Genomic DNA, 17,513 nt, shown 5'->3' on the forward strand with positions numbered 1-17,513 from the left:
GGGGAACACCGCGTGCCGGGGGCAGGGAGTACGCGGCGTTCAGCGGGGGAGGGGCGCTACCGCCCCAGTCGGGCGCGCACCAGGCCGACGACCGAGTTCAGCTCGCGCACCCGCAGGATCCAGGCGAAGAGCACGAACAGCAGGCCCCCGACCAGGCAGCCGACGACCGGGGCGCCGATGTTCGTTACCAGCCCCGTGCCGAAGCGCTCGGTGAAGAACCAGAGAACACCGATGCCGACGGCGACGCTCGGGACCGCGGCCAGGTGCAGCCGCAACAATGTTCCAATCGTGTGCCGCCCGTCAAGCCCGCCCAGCCGGCGGCTGAGGACGATCCCCGCGATGGTCAGGCCCGACAGGAAGGACAGCATGAACGCCGCGGCCACGCCGATGACCACCCGGTTGGGCGGCAGCACCGCGTACGCGGTGAGCGCCAGCGCGCCGTGGACGGCCACGTTGGCGATGCCGATGAGAGCGGGGGTGCGGGTGTCGCTCATGGCGTAGAACACCCGCAGCATCAGCTGGAAGACGGTGAACGGCACCAGGCCCAGCGCCATCACGGCGAGCACGAGGCCGATTCCGGCCGCGTCCGACGGCGAGGTGTTGCCCCGCGCGAACACCAGGGTCGACAGCGGCACTGCGTAGAGGGCGAGCGCGAGGCCCAGCGGCACCAGGACCAGGGCCGAGACGCGCAGCGTGCGGGAGAACCCGCCGCGCACCTCGCCCCAGTTCTCGTCGGCGGCGTGCCCGCTCATCTGGGGCAGCAGCACGGTGATCAGCGACACGGCGATGATCGCGTAGGGCAGCTGGAACAGCTGGTAAGCGTAGTTGTAGGCGGTGAGGCCGGCGCCGACGTCGAACCCCTCGCGGATGCTCGCGGCACCCGCCCGGTTGACGACGTTGGCGGTGATGAGGAAGCCGATCTGGGTCATGCAGGTGTACATGAACATCCAGCCGGCGGAGCGCAGCGCCTCGCCGAGCCCCGAGCCGCGCAGGTCCAGCCGCGGGCGCCAGCGGAAACCGGTGCGCCACAGCGAGCCCAGCAGCACGACGGTCTGGGCGGCCATGCCGGCGGCGGTGCCCACGCCCAGCAGCACCAGCTGGCCGTCGGTGACGGTCTCGACGGTGCGGCCGACACCGGCCACCCACAGGAACAGCCCGCCCACGCCGATGACCACGATGTTGTTCAGCACGGGCGCCCACACCGGGGAGCCGAAGCGGTTGCGGGTGTTGAGCATCCCGCTGACCAGGCCGCTGAGGCCGACGAAGAAGATCTGGGCGAGCAGGAACCGCGCCAGGTACACCGCGACCTCGGCCTGGCGGGGGTCGGAGTCGCCGAGGTAGAGGCGGGTGATGGGGCCGGCCGCCGCGACCATGATCGCGGTGACCGCGAACAGCAGCAGGACGGCGGCGGTGAACAGCCGGTTCTCGGTCTTGGCCCCGCCGTCGTCGTCGAGCTTGCGCCGCTTGACCAGCAGCGGAACGAGGACACTGGCGATGAGCCCGCCGATGAGCAGGTCGTTGACGATGAACGGGATGGTGTTGGCGGTGTTGTAGGCGTCGCCGAGGAGCTGGGTGCCCAGCGCCGCCGCGAGCACGATCACCTTCACGAACCCGGTCACCCGCGACACCATGGTGCCGATCGCCATGACCACGCTGGAGCGCATCATGCCGCCCGAGGACCGGGATCCGGATGATGCGCCGGAGGTCGTGGTGTCGTCACTGCCGTTCGCGGTGTCGGTGGCCACCGGCATCGGCTCCTTTCGAAAAGGTGGGCGCATGGTGAGGCGTGCGGGACGCGCGGGACGGACTCGCCCGGGGTCAGGCCCCGCCCTTGTCGTCGTCCTTCGGGGCCGGCGTCCCGCTGTCGTCGCCGGTGTCGGTGGCTGTGCCGGCGGTGTCCGCCGTGTTCCCGTCTCCGTCGCCTGAAGCGGCGTCGGGATCGGGTGCGGCGCCCGCGGCGGCGGCCCGGGTCCGCGCCCACTTGCGCACGGCCCTCGGGGCCAGCGCCACGACCAGCACCAGCGCCCCGGCGCCGCTGATCAGCAGCGCCTGGTTGCCCAGCCCGGTGGCGTTGACGTCGAGCGCCTGCTCACCGGAGACGGGCTCGCCCTCGGTGTTGTGCAGGCTCAGCTGGAGGACGGTGCGGCCGTTGATGCGCGCCGACAGCGGGACGTACACGGTCGTCTTGCCGCCGGGGCCGATCTCCATGGTGCCGTTGCCGCCCTCGACGCTCAGCCGCTCGGGGTTGGTCGACAGCATCGAGAGCTTGAGCCGGACCGTGTGGTCCTCGAGGTCGTTGGCGACGAGGATGCCGATGGTGCCCGTCTTGCTGGCAAGGGTCACGGGCTCGCCGGGGATGATCCGGACCTTGTCCATGTCGGCCTGCACGTTGTGCGCCACGAGCGCCCGGGTGGTGGCGGCGAGGTCGTCGTCCTCGCGCCAGGCGGCGGCCTCCAGCCGCAGGATCGCCGGGCGGAACGGGTCGGCGTCGTCCTCCAGGATGCTGTTGAACAGCCGGACGTCGCGGCGGATCCCGGCGACCTCGTCCAGGTGGTCGCCGCTCAGCTCGCGGTCGAGCGCCCGCTCCGGGTAGACGAGGTCGCCGCGCTGCGGCTCGGCATCGGGGTCGGCCTTGATGTCGTCGAGCGCGACCGGGTCGAGCCAGGGCAGGTCGTCGCTGGCCTGGAGCACGCCTTCGGCGAAGGCCGCGGAGGGGGTCCAGTCGGTGGGCGGGGCGGCCACGATCGTGCGGTCGGTGCCCGGGTCCTCGGCGCTGATCATCGCGGTCTCGGCGGCGAACCGCTGCTGGGCGAGGGCCGCCTGCCCGGGGCCCGTGCTGTCGCGCCCCAGGACGGCGGTGAGGCGGCTGTCGGCGACCAGGGCGGTGCCGTCCTCGTCGCCCGGCAGCGGCAGCGACGCCTCGGCGGTGGGGGTCGCGGTGCTCCACTGGCGGGCGGGCATGGCGGCGTCGCTGAGCAGGAAGCGCGTGGCGCCCTGCCCGGCGTAGAACTCGCGGGTGGCGCCGTCCATCACCCCGCCCGCCGGCCAGGCGTAGGCGTCGTCGGCGGGGCGGTCCAGGATCCGCTCGACGGCGTCCTGGCCCAGCGGGACGGCGGCCTCGGCGTCGGCACCGAGGTCGGCGCGGAGCAGAGCGGCGATGTCGGGCGCGGCGTAGGGGGTGGCGATCAGCGGGTCGCCGGCCAAAGCGGTGCGCGCCTGGTCCAGCCAGACCTGGGCGTTGAGGCTGGGGTCCATGGACTCGGTCGCGGGCGCGGCGTCGTCGTTGTCGCCGCCGGCCTCGCCGGGGTCGGTGACGACGTCGTAGGGGCCCTCGGTGAGGCGGGCGACGTCGTCGAGCAGGGCGGGGTCGACGGCCCAGGTGACGGGGACGCGGTCGCTGTCGCCGGTGGCGCGCGGCGCGTCGCCGGGGTCGTCGCCGGACGCGGCGTCCTGGCCGGCGTCGCCCTCCGACACCACCGGGGACGGGGTCGCGGGCGGCTCCAGGGTGATGGCGTCGTCCTGCGCTCCGGCGGTCAGCAGTCGGCCGAGCCGGCCTTCGGGGCCCACGCTCTCGCTGAGGCCGTCGCTGAGGTAGACGTCGTCCCCGGCCCGCTGCGGGGTCCCCATGAGCGGCCACACCCACGCGATCTCGACCGCATCGGGGCCGGAGCCGCCGCCGCGGTAGGGCAGGAAGGTGTGCTGCTCGCCCAGGGCGCCGCCGGAGGGGCCGGCGGCCTCGACCGACAGCGGGTAGACGCCGAACGCGCCGAGGCCGAGGTCCTCGGCGTCGGCCTCGACCGTGTAGTCGGCGGACTCGCCGGGCTCGATCGGGCCGTCGACGGTCGCGGTGGGCCCGGTTGCGGGCAGGTCGGCGCCGTGGTCGGCGTAGTCGTCGAGCTCCGACCGCGAGCCGAAGGGGGTCGCGGAGTAGCGGAGCCGGACGGTGACCTCGTCGAGGGGGGAGTCGGTGGTGTTGGTGACCGTGCCGGTCACGCGGACCGTGCTGTCCTCTTCGACCGCGGTGGGCGTGATTTCCTCGATGATCAGCGGGGCGGCGTCGTCGGAATCCTCGAGAGGGGCGGTGAGCGCCGGTGCCTGAGCATGATCGAACGCGGCCAGTGCCGGAATCAGGACGGCGGTCGTGGCCGCGACCGCGCCTACGTGAGCAAATCGACGCACGCCAGAAGAGTTTCCGAATCGGTTGACTGGTGGCCGACGGGATGCGACCGAACCGTTGGACGCCGCGGCCTCTCGTTCGGGTAACGCGGCGATCGCGTGGAGGAAGCGGCGCCGCGCCGGACTGATCTGAACGATACCCCCTCAGAGGGGTCGTCCCGAAGCGCGACGGCCCGCGGGCGGGAGAACGGGGGCGCCGTCCGGCCGCCGCCGATTCGCACCACGGGTCCGCGACACCTACCCTCTGGTGGTGTGCCGAACACTGCGCTTCCAGGTGAGAACCCCCGCAACGTCCCCGATGCCGCGGTCGCGGCGCCGTCCCCTGCTGCCGGGGAACTGACGGGCGGGCAGCGGGCGGCGATCACCGAACTGTTCGCGTCGATCGACACGGTCACCGAGGAACTGGGGGAGCGCTTCGCCGCGGCGGGGCACGAGCTCGCCCTGGTGGGCGGGCCGGTCCGCGACGCCCTGCTCGGGCGCGCCGTCCACGACCTCGACCTCACCACCGACGCCGTCCCGCAGACCATCCTGCGGCTGGTCGAGGGGTGGGCCGACTCCGTGTGGACGGTCGGCATCGACTTCGGCACGGTGGGGCTGCGCAAGAAGGGCCTCCAGGTCGAGATCACGACCTACCGCAGCGAGTCCTACCAGCCCAAGTCCCGCAAGCCCGAGGTCAGCTACGGGTCGTCACTGCACGGGGACCTGGTGCGGCGGGACTTCACGGTCAACGCCATGGCGGTGCGCCTGCCGGGGCACGTCTTCACCGACCCGTTCGGCGGCCTGGCCGACCTCAAGGCGCGGGTGCTGCGCACCCCGGGGCGGCCGCAGGACTCGTTCAGCGACGACCCGCTGCGCATCATGCGCGCGGTCCGGTTCGCGGCGCAGCTCGGCTTCGAACTGGCCCCCGAGGTCGCGGAGGCCGCCGCGGAGATGGCCGACCGCCTCGCCATCGTCTCGGCCGAGCGCGTGCGCGACGAGCTCGTCAAGCTGCTGCTCAGCCGCGACCCGCGGCGCGGGATCGAGCTGATGGTGGACCTGGGGATCGCCGGCCACGTGCTGCCCGAGGTCCCGCGGATGCGGCTGGAGATCGACGAGCACCACCGGCACAAGGACGTCTACGAGCACTCCCTGACGGTGCTCGACCAGGCCATCGCCCTGGAGAAGCAGCGGGGGATGGAGCCCGACCTCGTCCTGCGGCTCGCCGCCCTGCTGCACGACGTCGGCAAGCCCAAGACGCGGGCGTTCGAGTCCGGCGGCCGCGTGACGTTCCACCACCACGAGGTGGTGGGGGCGTCCATGAGCAGGAGCCGCCTGGCCGCGCTGCGCTTCCCCAAGGACGTGGTGGCCGACGTCGGCAAGCTCGTCGCCCTGCACCTGCGCTTCCACGGCTACGGGAAGGGCGAGTGGACCGACTCCGCGGTCCGCAGATACGCCCGCGACGCCGGGCCGCTGCTGGAGCGGCTGCACGTGCTGACCCGCGCCGACTGCACCACCCGCAACCGGCGCAAGGCCGCGGCGCTGGCGCGCGCATACGACGACATCGAGCACCGGATCGGGCGCCTGGCCGAGGAGGAGGAGCTGAACAGCATCCGGCCCGACCTCGACGGCAACGAGATCCAGGAGATCCTGGGCGTGGGCCCGGGGCCGGTGATCGGCAAGGCGTGGCGGTTCCTGCTGGAGCTGCGCCTGGAGAACGGCCCGATGGACAAGGAGGCCGCGGCGGCCGAGCTGCGCGCGTGGGCGGAGCGGCACGGGGGCTGAGGGCCGCGGCGGGACCGTCCGGATGTCGACATGCGGCCGTGTCGCCGTGTCGGCCTGTCACCGTGCCGACGGAACGGCGTCGGAGCGCGGCGGTGCGCGCGGTGATCACGATTCCCGGTGGGGTGTGCCGGCGGCCCGGGAAGGTCCGGTGAAGCGCGTTCGCCGGTATTTCCTTCCGGGCCTTTCGCCGTTGTCGTTGTACGGGTCGGGCCACTGGTTTACGGTTGGTGTATGTCGTTTTGGGCGTCGTCTCCCGAAGATCGTCCTGGAAAAATCCACGAAGCGCTGTTGATGCTCTACGCACAGGGGATCATCGACGGCCTGGAGGTGAAGCCCCATGAGGAGAAGCCGTACAAGGTGAAAATTCCCTCGGGGATATTCCACATGGACGAGGACCAGGCGGCGATGTTCTCCCTCGGTGCGGTGGTGGCGGCGTTCGGCCCCATCGCGCGCAAGGGGCGGTGATCCCGGGCTTTTCGTATTCGGCTCGGCCGGGTGAAATGCGGGGCCGGCCGGGCGCCGATCAATTGGACGTCGAATTCCGTGATTCGAAACTCATTTCCGTTTTTTCGCCCTGTGCCGAATGGCGGTCCCCGCCCGTGTGCGCCGGGGCGCCCGCGGCCCGGACCGCCCGTGCCCGGGCCGTCCAGCCGGCGCTCATCAGCGCGCAGATCGCGGCCATGGCCGCCACCGCCGCGGCGCTCACCCCCGATGGCGGCACCACCAGCGCCGCCACCGCCGCGGCCACGACGAACGCCGCGTTGAAGAGCATGTCGTAGACCGAGAACACCCGGCCGCGGAACGCGTCGTCGACATGTCGCTGAACCAGCGTGTCGACCGACACCTTCACCCCCTGGGCGACCACGCCCAGCGCGAACGCGGCCAAGGGGAACAGCGCAGGCGAGAACGGGAGCCCGAAGGCGAGCAGCGCGGCGGCGCCCAGCGCCAGCAGGCCCGCCATCCACGCGTCGGTCCCCACACGCGCGGCGGCCCAGGGGGTGGCGACGGCGCCCAGGAAGAACCCCGCTCCCGACGCGGCGAGGGCGACGGAGAACCCGGCCAGCCCGGCCACGCCTCCGCCGGTGAAGGTGTTGTTGTAGAGCAGCAGGGTGATCAGGGTGGACAGGCCGAACACGAAGCGCATCCCGGCGATCGTGGCCAGCCCGGACCGGGCCGGGCGCCGCGCCCAGATGTGGCGCGCCCCGTCGGCGAGGCCGGCCGTGACACCGCGCACCGCGGCGCGCATCCCGGCCCGGTCGCCAGTGCCGGGGCCGAGCTCGCGGCGGCCGAGGGTCAGCGCGGCCAGCGACGACGCGACGAACGCCGCGGCCGCCCCCAGCAGGATGAGCGCGGTCCCGCCGCCGCCCTCGCCGCCGAGCAGCCGCAGCCCGGCCCCGGCCCCCGCTCCGAGGAACACCGCGAACGTCCCGCACGTGGGTGTCACCGCGTTGGCCATCATCAGCTTCTCCCGCGGCACCACGTGCGGCAGCGCCGCCGAGAGCGCGGCCAGGAAGAAGCGGTTCACGCTCAGCAGGCACAGCGCGGTGGCGAGGAAGAGGGGCCCGTCCGACCCCGCCGCCACGAGCGCGGCCGTGCAGGCGGCGAGCACCGCCTTCGCCAGGGCCGACACCGCCAGGACCTGGCGGCGCGACCACCGGTCGATGAAGACCCCGGCGAACGGCCCGACCACCGAGAACGGCAGCAGCAGGACCGCGAACGCCACGGCGACCTCGGCCGCGGTCGTGTGCCGTTCGGGGGTGAAGAACACATAGCCCGCCAGCCCGGCCTGGTAGACGCCGTCGGCGAACTGCGCGACGACGCGCGTCCCGAACAGCCGCCGGAAGCGGGGGCCCTGGAGCACGTCGCGGAGGTCACCGAAGAAGGACACCAGGCAAGCGTATGTCGCGGTCGCCGGCGGGGCCGGGTGCGCGCCCGCGGACGCGCCCCGGATCGTCGCCGCATGTCGACTCGCCGACTCGCCGATGTGCCGGCACATCGGCGAATCGGCGGTACGGGGCGCCTTAGCGCTCGGCCTCCCCGGCGATGAAGCGCTCGACCAGGTCGTGGGCGTGGCTGTCGCTGTACTGCTCGGGCGGGGACTTCATGAAGTAGGAGGACGCCGAGAGGATGGGGCCGCCGATCCCGCGGTCCTTGGCGATCTTGGCGGCGCGGATCGCGTCGATGATGATCCCGGCGGAGTTGGGGGAGTCCCAGACCTCCAGCTTGTACTCCAGGTTGAGCGGCACGTCGCCGAAGGCGCGCCCCTCCAGGCGGATGTAGGCGAACTTGCGGTCGTCGAGCCACGGCACGTGGTCGGAGGGGCCGATGTGCACGGACCCGGCGTTGAGCTCGTGCGGGATCTGCGAGGTCACCGACTGGGTCTTGGAGACCTTCTTGGACTCCAGCCGCTCGCGCTCCAGCATGTTCTTGAAGTCCATGTTGCCGCCGAAGTTGAGCTGGTAGGTGCGGTCCACCACCACCCCGCGGTCCTCGAACAGCTTCGACAGCACGCGGTGCGTGATGGTCGCGCCCACCTGCGACTTGATGTCGTCGCCGACGATCGGCACGCCGGCGCGGGTGAACTTCTCGGCCCACTCGGGGTCGGAGGCGATGAAGACGGGCAGCGCGTTGACGAACGCGACCCCGGCGTCGATCGCGCACTGCGCGTAGAACCGGTCGGCCTCCTCCGAGCCCACGGGGAGGTAGGAGACCAGCACGTCGGCCCGCGCGGCCTTGAGGGCGGCCACGACGTCCACGGCGTCCTCCGCGGACTCCTCGATGGTCTCGCGGTAGTAGGTGCCCAGGCCGTCGAACGTGGGGCCGCGCTGCACGGTCACGCCGGTCGGCGGGACGTCGCAGATCTTGATCGTGTTGTTCTCGCTCGCGCCGATGGCGTCGGCCAGGTCCTGGCCGACCTTCTTGGCGTCCACGTCGAAGGCGGCCACGAACTCGACGTCGCGCACGTGGTAGGGGCCGAACATCACGTGCATGAGGCCCGGGACCCGGGCGGCGGGATCGGCGTCGGAGTAGTACCGCACGCCTTGGACGAGTGATGCCGCACAGTTGCCTACGCCCACGACGGCCACGCGTACCGAGCCCATTGGTCCTTGCTCCTTCTCGTCTACTGCTATCGGTGTGCTCGCAAGAGCGGTGTTGCGGATGTCCCCGGTGCCCCGGGGGGGTCAGGTGGCGGCCGGAGCCGGGGCGCGGTGCGTCGCGCCGCCGGGCGGCGGCCGCGGGTTCAGCGCCCGTTGCGGGCCGGAGGCGCCGGAGGTCGGTCGGCCGGGCGGTGGGGCGGCCCCGGCGCGGTTCCGGCGGCGGCACGGCCGCTGAGGGGCGTCCCGCGCCGGATCAGCGCCTCCAGCCAGCCGATCTCGTTCTCGAGCGCTTCCGCGCGGTGGCGGTTGAACTCGTGGACGTAGGGGTCGAGGGGTCCGGGGGAGCCGGCCAGGCGCTCGCGCAGGCACGCCAGCCGCTCCAGCAGCCGCGTGCGCCGGGCGGCGAGGACGCGCAGCCGCACCTCGGGCGGCACCCGTCCCAGCAGGGTGAAGTGCACGCCGAAGCACTCGTCGTCGTCGGCCGCGGGTGCGCTGTCGGCGAGGAGCCGGTGCAGCCGCTCGGTGCCGTCGCCGGTGAGCCGGTAGACGATGCGCGGCCGGCTCCCCGAGGGCGCGCGCCCGCCCGCAGCGGCGGAGACGTATCCGGCGCGCAGCATCTCCTTGAGGCACGGGTAGAGGGAGCCGAAGGAGAACGTGCGGAACGGGCCGAGTTCGCAGTCGAGCCGCTTGCGGAGCTCGTAGCCGTGCATCGGTGCCGCCGCGAGGTGGCCGAGGACGGCGAGCTCCAGGACCCTGGCCCTGTGGGTACTCATCCGGCCCTCCGATCCGCTGCCCGTCGTCGGCCGGGCGGCGCCGCTCCGGCCGGACCGCCCGTGACGGGAACAGCCGACCGCGCGCCGGTTCTGTTCCCCGGCCCTGCCCCTCATGCGAAGAACATGAACCAATAGGTGGTTTATCCGCGTATGACTATATCTAGTCGATACATCGGCGGCCTGTTGCCTTTCTAACACTCGGTCACCGCGCACCATGGGCGTCGCCGAGCGGGTGCCCGCCGGGGTGGCCTGGGGGTACCGTGGTCGGTCACAGAGACGGGGTGCGGCCCCGGCCCGTCTCGCCCGCAGCACACGGTTCGCCCGCGATCGCCGAACGTGATGTACGAATCCGTTGCGGCCGGTACTCTCGCGGCTGGGTTGTGCTATATGGCGGGATCGCTCTACCGTGACGGTTGCCCGGCACGTGGCCGCTCCGGTGTTCCCGCGTACTAGGGTCCGTGAGGACCCCGAAGCGCCGCGGTCGGCACGTCCCGTGCTCGACCGGGGCGCTCGCTCCGAAGCATCCGAAGAATGTCCAGACGGGTCGTCGACAGGAGGAGGACCAGGACGACGACTCCGGCACGGTCGAACCCCGCCGCCGCGCGGGGCGTGTTCCCATCGGGAACGCGGCCCTTCCGACCGGGCGAAAACCTCACGAACGGGTGAGGCGTCCTAAGAAGGGGTGGACGGAACCCTCTGGGACCAGAGCGGAGTCCATCCGACCGGCCAGCCGGACCGAATCCCCGCCTCCCGGGGAAGATCGCCCCCTCTCCTACCCGAGTCGAAAAGGCCGATCGGCCGCTGAGAAGCAAACGAGGACGCGTGAGTACCGAAAGACGACGGAGCGCAGGCGGACGTCGCCGGGCCAACGGCCCGGCCGATGACGCACGCGGCAACGGCGGCAGGCGCGAGGCCCGAGGCCCGGCCGAGGACGAACGCGCCGCCGGTCGCCGCAGGACACGGGATGACGACGGCGGTGGCGGCGGCTTCTGGGACGACGATCCCCCCCAACGCCCGCGCCGCCGCCCCGATGAGACACGGTCCGGGCGCGCCCGGGGCGATGAGACCCGAGCGGACGCCCGCGCCGCGGGGGCCCGGTCCGAGGGGCACCGCGAAGGCGGGCGCCGCCGAGCCGACGACGGCCGACGCCGGCCCCCCGAGGGCGGCAGGCGCGCCGCGGCGCACGGTGCGCGCTCCGAGGGCGGGCGCCGTGCAGCAGGCGGGGGCGGCGGGAACCGCCGCCGGCCGCCGACGCGCGGCGACGAGAACGACGACCGCGGGCCGGTGAAGCGCTTCTTCGCCAAGGCGTGGAAGCCCACGCTGATCGCCGGCGGGGTCTGTTTCGTCCTGGGCGTCGCGGGGCTGGGCATCGCCTACGCGATGACCGACGACCCCCGCACCATGGAGGAGCAGGCGGCGGCGACCCTGGCCGCCACCAGCATCTCCTACGCCGACGGCGAGGAGGCGCTGACCACCGGCGAGGTCAACCGCGTCCTGGTCACCGAGGAGCAGGTCCAGAACTCGCCGAACGTCATCAACGGCGTGCTCGGGGCCGAGCAACACAACTTTTACGAAGAGCCCGGGATCTCGATCGCCGGCACCATGCGCGCCGTGCTGTCGGCCGGCAGCGCGGGCGGCGGCTCGACCATCACCCAGCAGATGGCCCGCAACTACTACGACGGCCTGTCGCAGGAGCGGAGCTACATGCGCAAGCTTCGGGAGATCCTGATCTCCATCAAGGCCGGCCAGCTGATGGACCCCAACCAGATCCTCACCCAGTACCTCAACACCATCTACTTCGGCCGCAACGCCTACGGCGTGCAGGCCGCCTCGCAGGCGTACTTCAACAAGAACATGGAGGACCTCGACCCCTCCGAGGCCGCATTGATCGGCGCGATCATCCAGCAGCCCGGCAACTTCGAGAACTTCGAGCCCGGCTCGGACATCGAGGGCGTGCTCCAGGAGCGCTGGGAGTACGTCGTCAACGGCATGGTCGAGATGAACGAGGACAACCCGGAGCTCGGCATCAGCCAGGCCGAGGCCGACGAGCTGGAGTTCCCCGAGATCGTCGAGTACGACCTCGGCGAGAACCTCTCGGGCTACCGGGGCTACATCATGACCGCGGTGCGCGACGAGCTGGCGCAGCGCTACGGCCTCGACACCCAGCAGGTCTCCACCCAGGGCTACCAGGTCACGACCTCCCTGGACCCGAACCTCATGGAGGCCGCCGACACGGTGTTCGAGGACACCCTGCCGGACATGCCCGAGGAGACCGTCTTCGGCCTCACCGCGGTCGACCCCGCCACGGGCGAGATCAAGGCGTTCCACGGCGGCGACGACTTCACGACCGACCCCAACAACTCGCTCACCGCCGACGCGCAGGCGGGGTCGGCGTTCAAGCCCTATGTGCTCGCCGCCGGCCTGGAGCAGGGCATCGGCCTGCGCAGCATGTTCAACGGCGACTCGCCCCAGGAGTTCGAGGGGGTCGCCGAGCCGATCCAGAACGACAGCAACCGCGACTGGGGCGAGGTGGACCTGATCGAGTCCACCGCCAACTCGGTCAACACCAGCTTCGTCCAGCTCGCGATCGAGACCGGGTCGCAGTCGGTCGTCGACATCGCGGGCGATGCGGGTGTCTCCGAGAACGCGTTCACGACCGCCGAGATGGGCCCCAACATCGCGCTGGGCACCTACCGCGTCACGGCGGCCGACCAGGCGTCCGGGTTCGCCACGTTCGCCAACGGCGGCGTGCACATGCCGCGGCACATGGTGACCGAGGTCATCGGCCCCGACGGCGAGACCCTCCAGCCCACTGACGCCGCGGAGCTCGAGAGCGGCAACCGGGCGTTCAGCGCCGAGACCGCCGCCGACGCCACCTACGCCATGACCCAGGTCGTGGAGGACGGCGGTGGCGACAACGCCGCGCTGCCCGACGGCCGCCCCGTCGCCGGCAAGACCGGTACCTCCAACAGCGCCAAGTCCGCCTGGTTCGTCGGGTTCACCCCGCAGCTGTCCACCTCGGTGGGGCTGAGCCGCTCCGACGGCGAGGAACTGGTCATCCCCGGCGTCGACAACGTCTACGGTGGTTCGACCTCGGCCAACATCTGGCGCGAGTTCATGACCGTGGCCATGGAGGGCCAGGAGGTCGAGCAGTTCCCCGAGCCGCAGTTCGGCGGCACGGAGGAGTCCTACGGGATCCCGATCGAGCCCTCGCCCAGCCCCACGCCGGAGCCGTCCGACGGGCCGTCCGAGAGCCCGTCGCCCGACCCGTCGCCGAGCAATTCGCCGGACCCGTCCGACGGTCCGTCCGCGCCCAATTGCGACGTGCCGTTCGCCCCGCCGGAGTGCGACGAGGAGAACCCGGCCGACCCCACGGGCGGCCCGGAGGACCCTGCGGACCCGGAGAACCCGGAAGAGGATGACGGCGGCGGCGGGATCTTCGGATACCGGCGCGACTGACAGGCAGGACAGAGGACAAGCGTGACCTTCACGTCCGGTGAGCCCGGGCACGCCCGTGCCGGCGACGATCCCGTCGCCGGCACGCGGCGTTTTCCCGGCCGTTCCGAAATGCCCTGGACCGCCCTGACTGCGTTCGCCGTGATCGGCGCGGCCCTGGGCTACCTCGCCAAGGCCCCGTGCCGGTTCGGTGGCGCGTGGCTCTACGGCGGCCAGTACGAGGCCGGGTGCTACAGCGACGTCTTCCCGCTGTACTACCGCGACGGCCTGGACGACGGCGTCGTCCCCTACCTGGAACGGGAGATCGAGTACCCGGTGCTCACCGGGGGGCTCATGCACCTCCTGGGCCGGGCGGTGGCATGGCTGCCGGACCGGACCGCGCGGGCCTACGCCTACTTCGACGCCACCGCGCTCGTCATGGCGGGCTGCCTGGTCGCCGTCGTGCTGTGCACCGGCTACCTCGCCGGGCGCGGCGGCATCCTCCCGGGACCGGCCGGGCGGCCCTTCGACCGGCGGGCGGCGCTGCTCGCCGGGGGGTTCACCGCCCTGGTGCCGGCGGCGATGCTGGCCGCCTACATCAACTGGGACCTGCTCGCGGTGGCCCTGCTCATGGGGGGCCTGGCCGCCTACGCGCGCGGCCGGCAGTGGGCCGGCGGGGCGCTGATCGGCCTGGCCACCGCCGCCAAGTTCTACCCGTTCCTGGTCTTCGGCCCGCTGTTCGTCCTGGTGGTGCGGGCATGGTGGCGCAAGGAGCCGGGGCCGGGGCCCGGCGACCTGCTGCGTCCCCTCGGCGGCGCGGTGGCGGCGTGGTCGGCGGTCAACGTGCCCGTCCTCCTGGCGGCGCCCGACGGCTGGGCGACGTTCTTCCGCTTCAGCAGCGAGCGCGGCGCCGACTGGGGGTCGCCGTACTACCTGCTCGGCAGCCTCGGCCTGTTCGACTATGCCGACACCGACCTCGTCAACGCCACGGGCACGGTCTCCCTGGCGGTGGCGTGCGCGCTCGTCGCCGCGCTGGGGGTGTTCGCGCGCCGCAGGCCGCCCATGGAGCAGCTGGTGTTCCTCGTGGTCGCCGCGTTCCTGATCACCAACAAGGTGTGGTCGCCGCAGTTCGTCCTGTGGCTGCTGCCCCTGGCCGCGCTCGCCTGGCCGCGCCGCCTGCCGGTGTGGGCCGGCGCGGTGGCCTTCGGGCTGTGGCAGCTCGCCGAGGTCGGCTACTTCTTCGGGATCTGGCAGCACCTGCTGCACCAGAACCTCGCGGTCGAGGGGGTCGTCGGCGGCCTCCCCTTCGAGGGGTACGCGGTGGTGTCCCTCGCCCGCTCGTTGACCGTGGTCACGGTGGGTGCGCTCGTGGTTGTGGACAACCTCCGCGGCGGCGATTCCACGGCCTGACGGCTGATAGCCTTTGCTTTTGTCTGGCTAATTGCCCTCCTGCCATGGAAAGACCATGGCCGCGACAGTCCAGAGGAGGTACGAACGCCTATGCGTCGTTACGAAGTCATGGTCATCCTCGACCCCAACCTCGACGAGCGCACGGTCTCCCCGTCGCTCGAGCAGTTCCTGGGTGTCGTCCGCAACGATGGCGGCTCCGTCGAGAAGGTCGACGTCTGGGGGAAGCGCCGCCTCTCCTACGACATCGCCAAGAACTCCGATGGCATCTACGCGGTGATCGACCTCAGCGCCGAGCCCGCCACGGTCAAGGAGCTCGACCGCCAGCTCAACCTGACCGAGGCCGTCCTGCGCACCAAGGTCCTGCGGCCCGAGGCGCACTAGCCCCACCGGCGCCCCCGCGCCGGCGCACCGCGCCACCACGCCTGATCCGACTACTTCAATCCGGAGCCAACCCATGGCAGGCGAAACCCAGATCACGCTCGTCGGCAACCTCGTCGACGACCCTGAACTGCGATTCACCCCCAGCGGGGCCGCGGTCGCGAACTTCCGCGTGGCCTCCACCCCGCGTATGTTCGATCGCCAGAGCGGTGAGTGGAAAGATGGCGAGTCCATGTTCCTCACCTGCTCCGTCTGGCGACAGTACGCGGAGAACGTGGCCGAAAGCCTCCAGCGCGGCATGCGCGTGATCGTGCAGGGCCGGCTCAAGCAGCGGCAGTACGAGACCAAGGAAGGCGAGAAGCGCACCGTCTTCGAGATCGATGTCGAAGAGGTCGGCCCCGCGCTGCGCAGCGCCACCGCCAAGGTGGCCAAGGTGCAGCGGCAGGGCGGCCCCGGCGGCGGCGGTTTCGGCGGTGGCGGCGGCTTCGGCGGCGGCCAGCAGCAGGGCGGCGGCGGAGGCGGCTACGGCAACCAGGGCGGCGGCTACGGCGGCCCCCAGGGCGGCCGTTCCGGTCCCCCGGCCGACGACCCCTGGGCCACCGGCGGTGGCGGCGGCGGTGGATTCGGCGGCGGCGGAGGCGGGTTCTCCGACGAGCCGCCGTTCTAGCAACCCGGTATTTCTGTCCGAATGACCATCCCCGGGATATCCGGGGCTCTTGCAAAGGAGCACCACGATGGCGAAGCCGGCAGCACGCAAGCCCAAGAAGAAGGTTTGCCTGTTCTGTCAGGAGAAGCTGTCCTACATCGACTACAAGGACACGACTCTGCTGCGCAAGTTCATCTCCGACCGCGGTAAGATCCGCGCCCGCCGCGTGACCGGCAACTGCACGCAGCACCAGCGCGATGTCGCCACGGCGATCAAGAACGCCCGCGAGATGGCGCTGCTGCCCTACACCAGCACCGCTCGCTAACGGGGAACTCCGAGGAGGTTTAGTCGTGAAGCTGATTCTGACCCACGAGGTCAACGGTCTCGGCGCCCCGGGCGACGTCGTCGAGGTGAAGGACGGCTACGGCCGCAACTACCTGCTGCCGCGCGGGTTCGCCATCCGGTGGAGCCGGGGCGGGCAGAAGCAGATCGATTCGATCCGCCGGGCGCGTGCCGCCCGCGACATCCGCAGCCTGGACGACGCCAAGCAGGTCGCCGGCCGGCTCGGCGCGCTGAGCGTCACCCTGACCCAGCGCGCGGGCGAGGGCGGCCGGCTGTTCGGCTCCGTCACGGCGTCCGACGTCGCCGACGCCGTCAAGGCGTCGGGCGGCCCCCAGGTCGACAAGCGGCGGATCGAGATCCGCAACCCGATCAAGTCCGTGGGCGACCACAAGGTCGAGGTCCGCCTCCACCCCGAGGTCACGGCCACGATCGCCGTCGAGGTCGTCGGCTCCTAGCCGTCGGCCCGCCCAGGGACCGGCCGTCGTCCGGCCGGACTTTTTTCCGATGATCCCGGCTCCCGCGCAAGGGAGCCGGGATCATTGTTTCGGCGGTGCTCCGGCCGGGATACGACCGGGCCGATCATGGGCAAGACACGCCGTATTGCTCAAAGTGATTCTTTGGTCACCATTTGTCACTTATCTTTGCCTGTGGGGTGGTGGATCCACAGGAAGGATGGGACCGCGATGTCCGTATCCGAAGGACAGTGCCCGGGGGTGAGCCGCCGGACGGTGCTGCGCGGGGCGGCGGTCACCGCCGGCGCGGCGTTGCTGGGGGGCGCGGCCGACCTGGGAGGGGCACCGGGCGCGCTGGCGTCGACGGCCCCGCGGGTCTATACCCGCTCCGAATGGGGGGCGCGGTCGGCCAAAGCGGGGGCGCAGGTGCTCGCGAAGGGCCCCGACCGCATCGTCGTGCACCACACCGCCACGTCCAACAGCACCGACTACTCGGCCTCGCACGCCGCGGCGCTGTCGCGGTCCATCCAGCGCTTCCACATGGACACCAACGGGTGGTCCGACATCGGCCAGCAGCTGACCGTCAGCCGGGGCGGGTACATCATGGAGGGCCGCAACCGCACGCTGCCGGCGATCCGCGACGGCGGGCACGTGGTGGGCGCCCACACCGCCGACCACAACTCGCACGCCATCGGCATCGAGAGCGAGGGGACCTACACCTCGTCGGCGCCCACGGACAAGCTCCTGGAGTCGCTCATCGCGACCTGCGCCTGGCTGTGCGCCGTCTACGGGCTGAACCCCGCGCAGGCCATCGTCGGCCACCGCGACTACAACGTCACGACCTGCCCCGGGGACGGCCTCTACAAGCTGCTCCCGGAACTGCGGTCGGGCACCTCGGCCCGCCTGCGCTCGCTCGGCCTGCGGGTGGCGCAGCGGGCCGAGGACGTCCCGGCCGCGCACCTGCCGGGCTTCCCCGCGGTCCCGCAGGGCGAGCGGGTGGTGCTGTTCCACCACGGCCCGGCCGTGGGCGACCTCGATTGAA

The 17,513-nt window shown here is 71.9% G+C and carries 14 protein-coding genes; 9 read left to right on the top strand and 5 right to left on the bottom strand.

Annotation, left to right across the window (positions count from 1 at the left end):
• Positions 1-56 precede the first annotated feature (56 nt).
• Together murJ and ACFOVU_RS18265 are read right to left on the bottom strand one after the other, a co-directional pair.
• A complete protein-coding gene (gene murJ / locus ACFOVU_RS18260; protein WP_378535245.1) occupies positions 57-1,751 on the bottom strand; it encodes a murein biosynthesis integral membrane protein MurJ in 1,695 nt (564 codons plus the stop codon).
• A 67-nt stretch (positions 1,752-1,818) separates the two neighbouring features.
• The gene (locus tag ACFOVU_RS18265; RefSeq protein WP_378535247.1) at positions 1,819-4,179 is read right to left on the bottom strand and encodes a DUF6049 family protein; all 2,361 of its coding nucleotides are present in this window, start codon (positions 4,177-4,179) and stop codon (positions 1,819-1,821) included.
• Positions 4,180-4,428: 249 nt separating this feature from the next.
• Between ACFOVU_RS18265 and ACFOVU_RS18270 the strand changes: the two genes are divergently transcribed.
• The gene (locus tag ACFOVU_RS18270; RefSeq protein ID WP_378535249.1) at positions 4,429-5,937 is read left to right on the top strand and encodes a CCA tRNA nucleotidyltransferase; all 1,509 of its coding nucleotides are present in this window, start codon (positions 4,429-4,431) and stop codon (positions 5,935-5,937) included.
• A 291-nt stretch (positions 5,938-6,228) separates the two neighbouring features.
• Entirely contained in the window at positions 6,229-6,402 is a 174-nt protein-coding gene (locus ACFOVU_RS18275; protein ID WP_378535250.1) for a hypothetical protein, read from the top strand.
• 58 nt (positions 6,403-6,460) lie between these two features.
• On the opposite strand, the gene ACFOVU_RS18280 is transcribed toward ACFOVU_RS18275, so the two are convergent.
• From ACFOVU_RS18280 to ACFOVU_RS18290, 3 genes are all read right to left on the bottom strand, one after another.
• Positions 6,461-7,825, bottom strand: a complete 1,365-nt coding sequence (locus ACFOVU_RS18280; protein WP_378535252.1) for an MFS transporter — start codon at positions 7,823-7,825, stop codon at positions 6,461-6,463.
• Positions 7,826-7,958: 133 nt separating this feature from the next.
• Positions 7,959-9,038, bottom strand: a complete 1,080-nt coding sequence (locus ACFOVU_RS18285) for an inositol-3-phosphate synthase (RefSeq protein WP_378535253.1) — start codon at positions 9,036-9,038, stop codon at positions 7,959-7,961.
• A gap of 140 nt (positions 9,039-9,178) precedes the next feature.
• Positions 9,179-9,808 carry a PadR family transcriptional regulator gene (locus tag ACFOVU_RS18290; protein ID WP_378535255.1) on the bottom strand — a complete coding sequence of 210 codons (630 nt, stop codon included), beginning with the start codon at positions 9,806-9,808 and terminating at the stop codon, positions 9,179-9,181.
• Between the two features lie 1,284 nt (positions 9,809-11,092).
• On the opposite strand from ACFOVU_RS18290, the gene ACFOVU_RS18295 reads away from it, so the two are divergent.
• The 7 genes from ACFOVU_RS18295 (at position 11,093) to ACFOVU_RS18325 (ending at position 17,512) form a co-directional block, all read left to right on the top strand.
• Complete coding sequence (locus ACFOVU_RS18295; RefSeq protein ID WP_378535257.1) at positions 11,093-13,267, top strand: transglycosylase domain-containing protein; 2,175 nt, start codon at positions 11,093-11,095, stop codon at positions 13,265-13,267.
• 108 nt (positions 13,268-13,375) lie between these two features.
• Positions 13,376-14,653 carry a glycosyltransferase family 87 protein gene (locus ACFOVU_RS18300; RefSeq protein ID WP_378535259.1) on the top strand — a complete coding sequence of 426 codons (1,278 nt, stop codon included), beginning with the start codon at positions 13,376-13,378 and terminating at the stop codon, positions 14,651-14,653.
• A gap of 90 nt (positions 14,654-14,743) precedes the next feature.
• Entirely contained in the window at positions 14,744-15,034 is a 291-nt protein-coding gene (gene rpsF / locus ACFOVU_RS18305) for a 30S ribosomal protein S6 (protein WP_378535261.1), read from the top strand.
• Between the two features lie 73 nt (positions 15,035-15,107).
• Positions 15,108-15,698, top strand: coding sequence for a single-stranded DNA-binding protein (locus tag ACFOVU_RS18310; protein ID WP_378535263.1), 591 nt, complete (start codon positions 15,108-15,110; stop codon positions 15,696-15,698).
• 67 nt (positions 15,699-15,765) lie between these two features.
• Positions 15,766-16,002 carry a 30S ribosomal protein S18 gene (gene rpsR, locus ACFOVU_RS18315; protein WP_017595522.1) on the top strand — a complete coding sequence of 79 codons (237 nt, stop codon included), beginning with the start codon at positions 15,766-15,768 and terminating at the stop codon, positions 16,000-16,002.
• Between the two features lie 25 nt (positions 16,003-16,027).
• Positions 16,028-16,474 (top strand): 50S ribosomal protein L9, encoded by a 447-nt coding sequence (gene rplI, locus ACFOVU_RS18320; RefSeq protein WP_378535265.1) that lies wholly within the window; start codon positions 16,028-16,030, stop codon positions 16,472-16,474.
• A 228-nt stretch (positions 16,475-16,702) separates the two neighbouring features.
• Positions 16,703-17,512, top strand: a complete 810-nt coding sequence (locus tag ACFOVU_RS18325; protein WP_378535267.1) for a peptidoglycan recognition protein family protein — start codon at positions 16,703-16,705, stop codon at positions 17,510-17,512.
• The last annotated feature ends 1 nt before the right edge of the window (position 17,513 follow it).

Origin of the sequence: Nocardiopsis sediminis, assembly GCF_042650565.1 — a bacterium.
Taxonomy (GTDB): Bacteria; Actinomycetota; Actinomycetes; order Streptosporangiales; family Streptosporangiaceae; genus Nocardiopsis_B; species Nocardiopsis_B sediminis.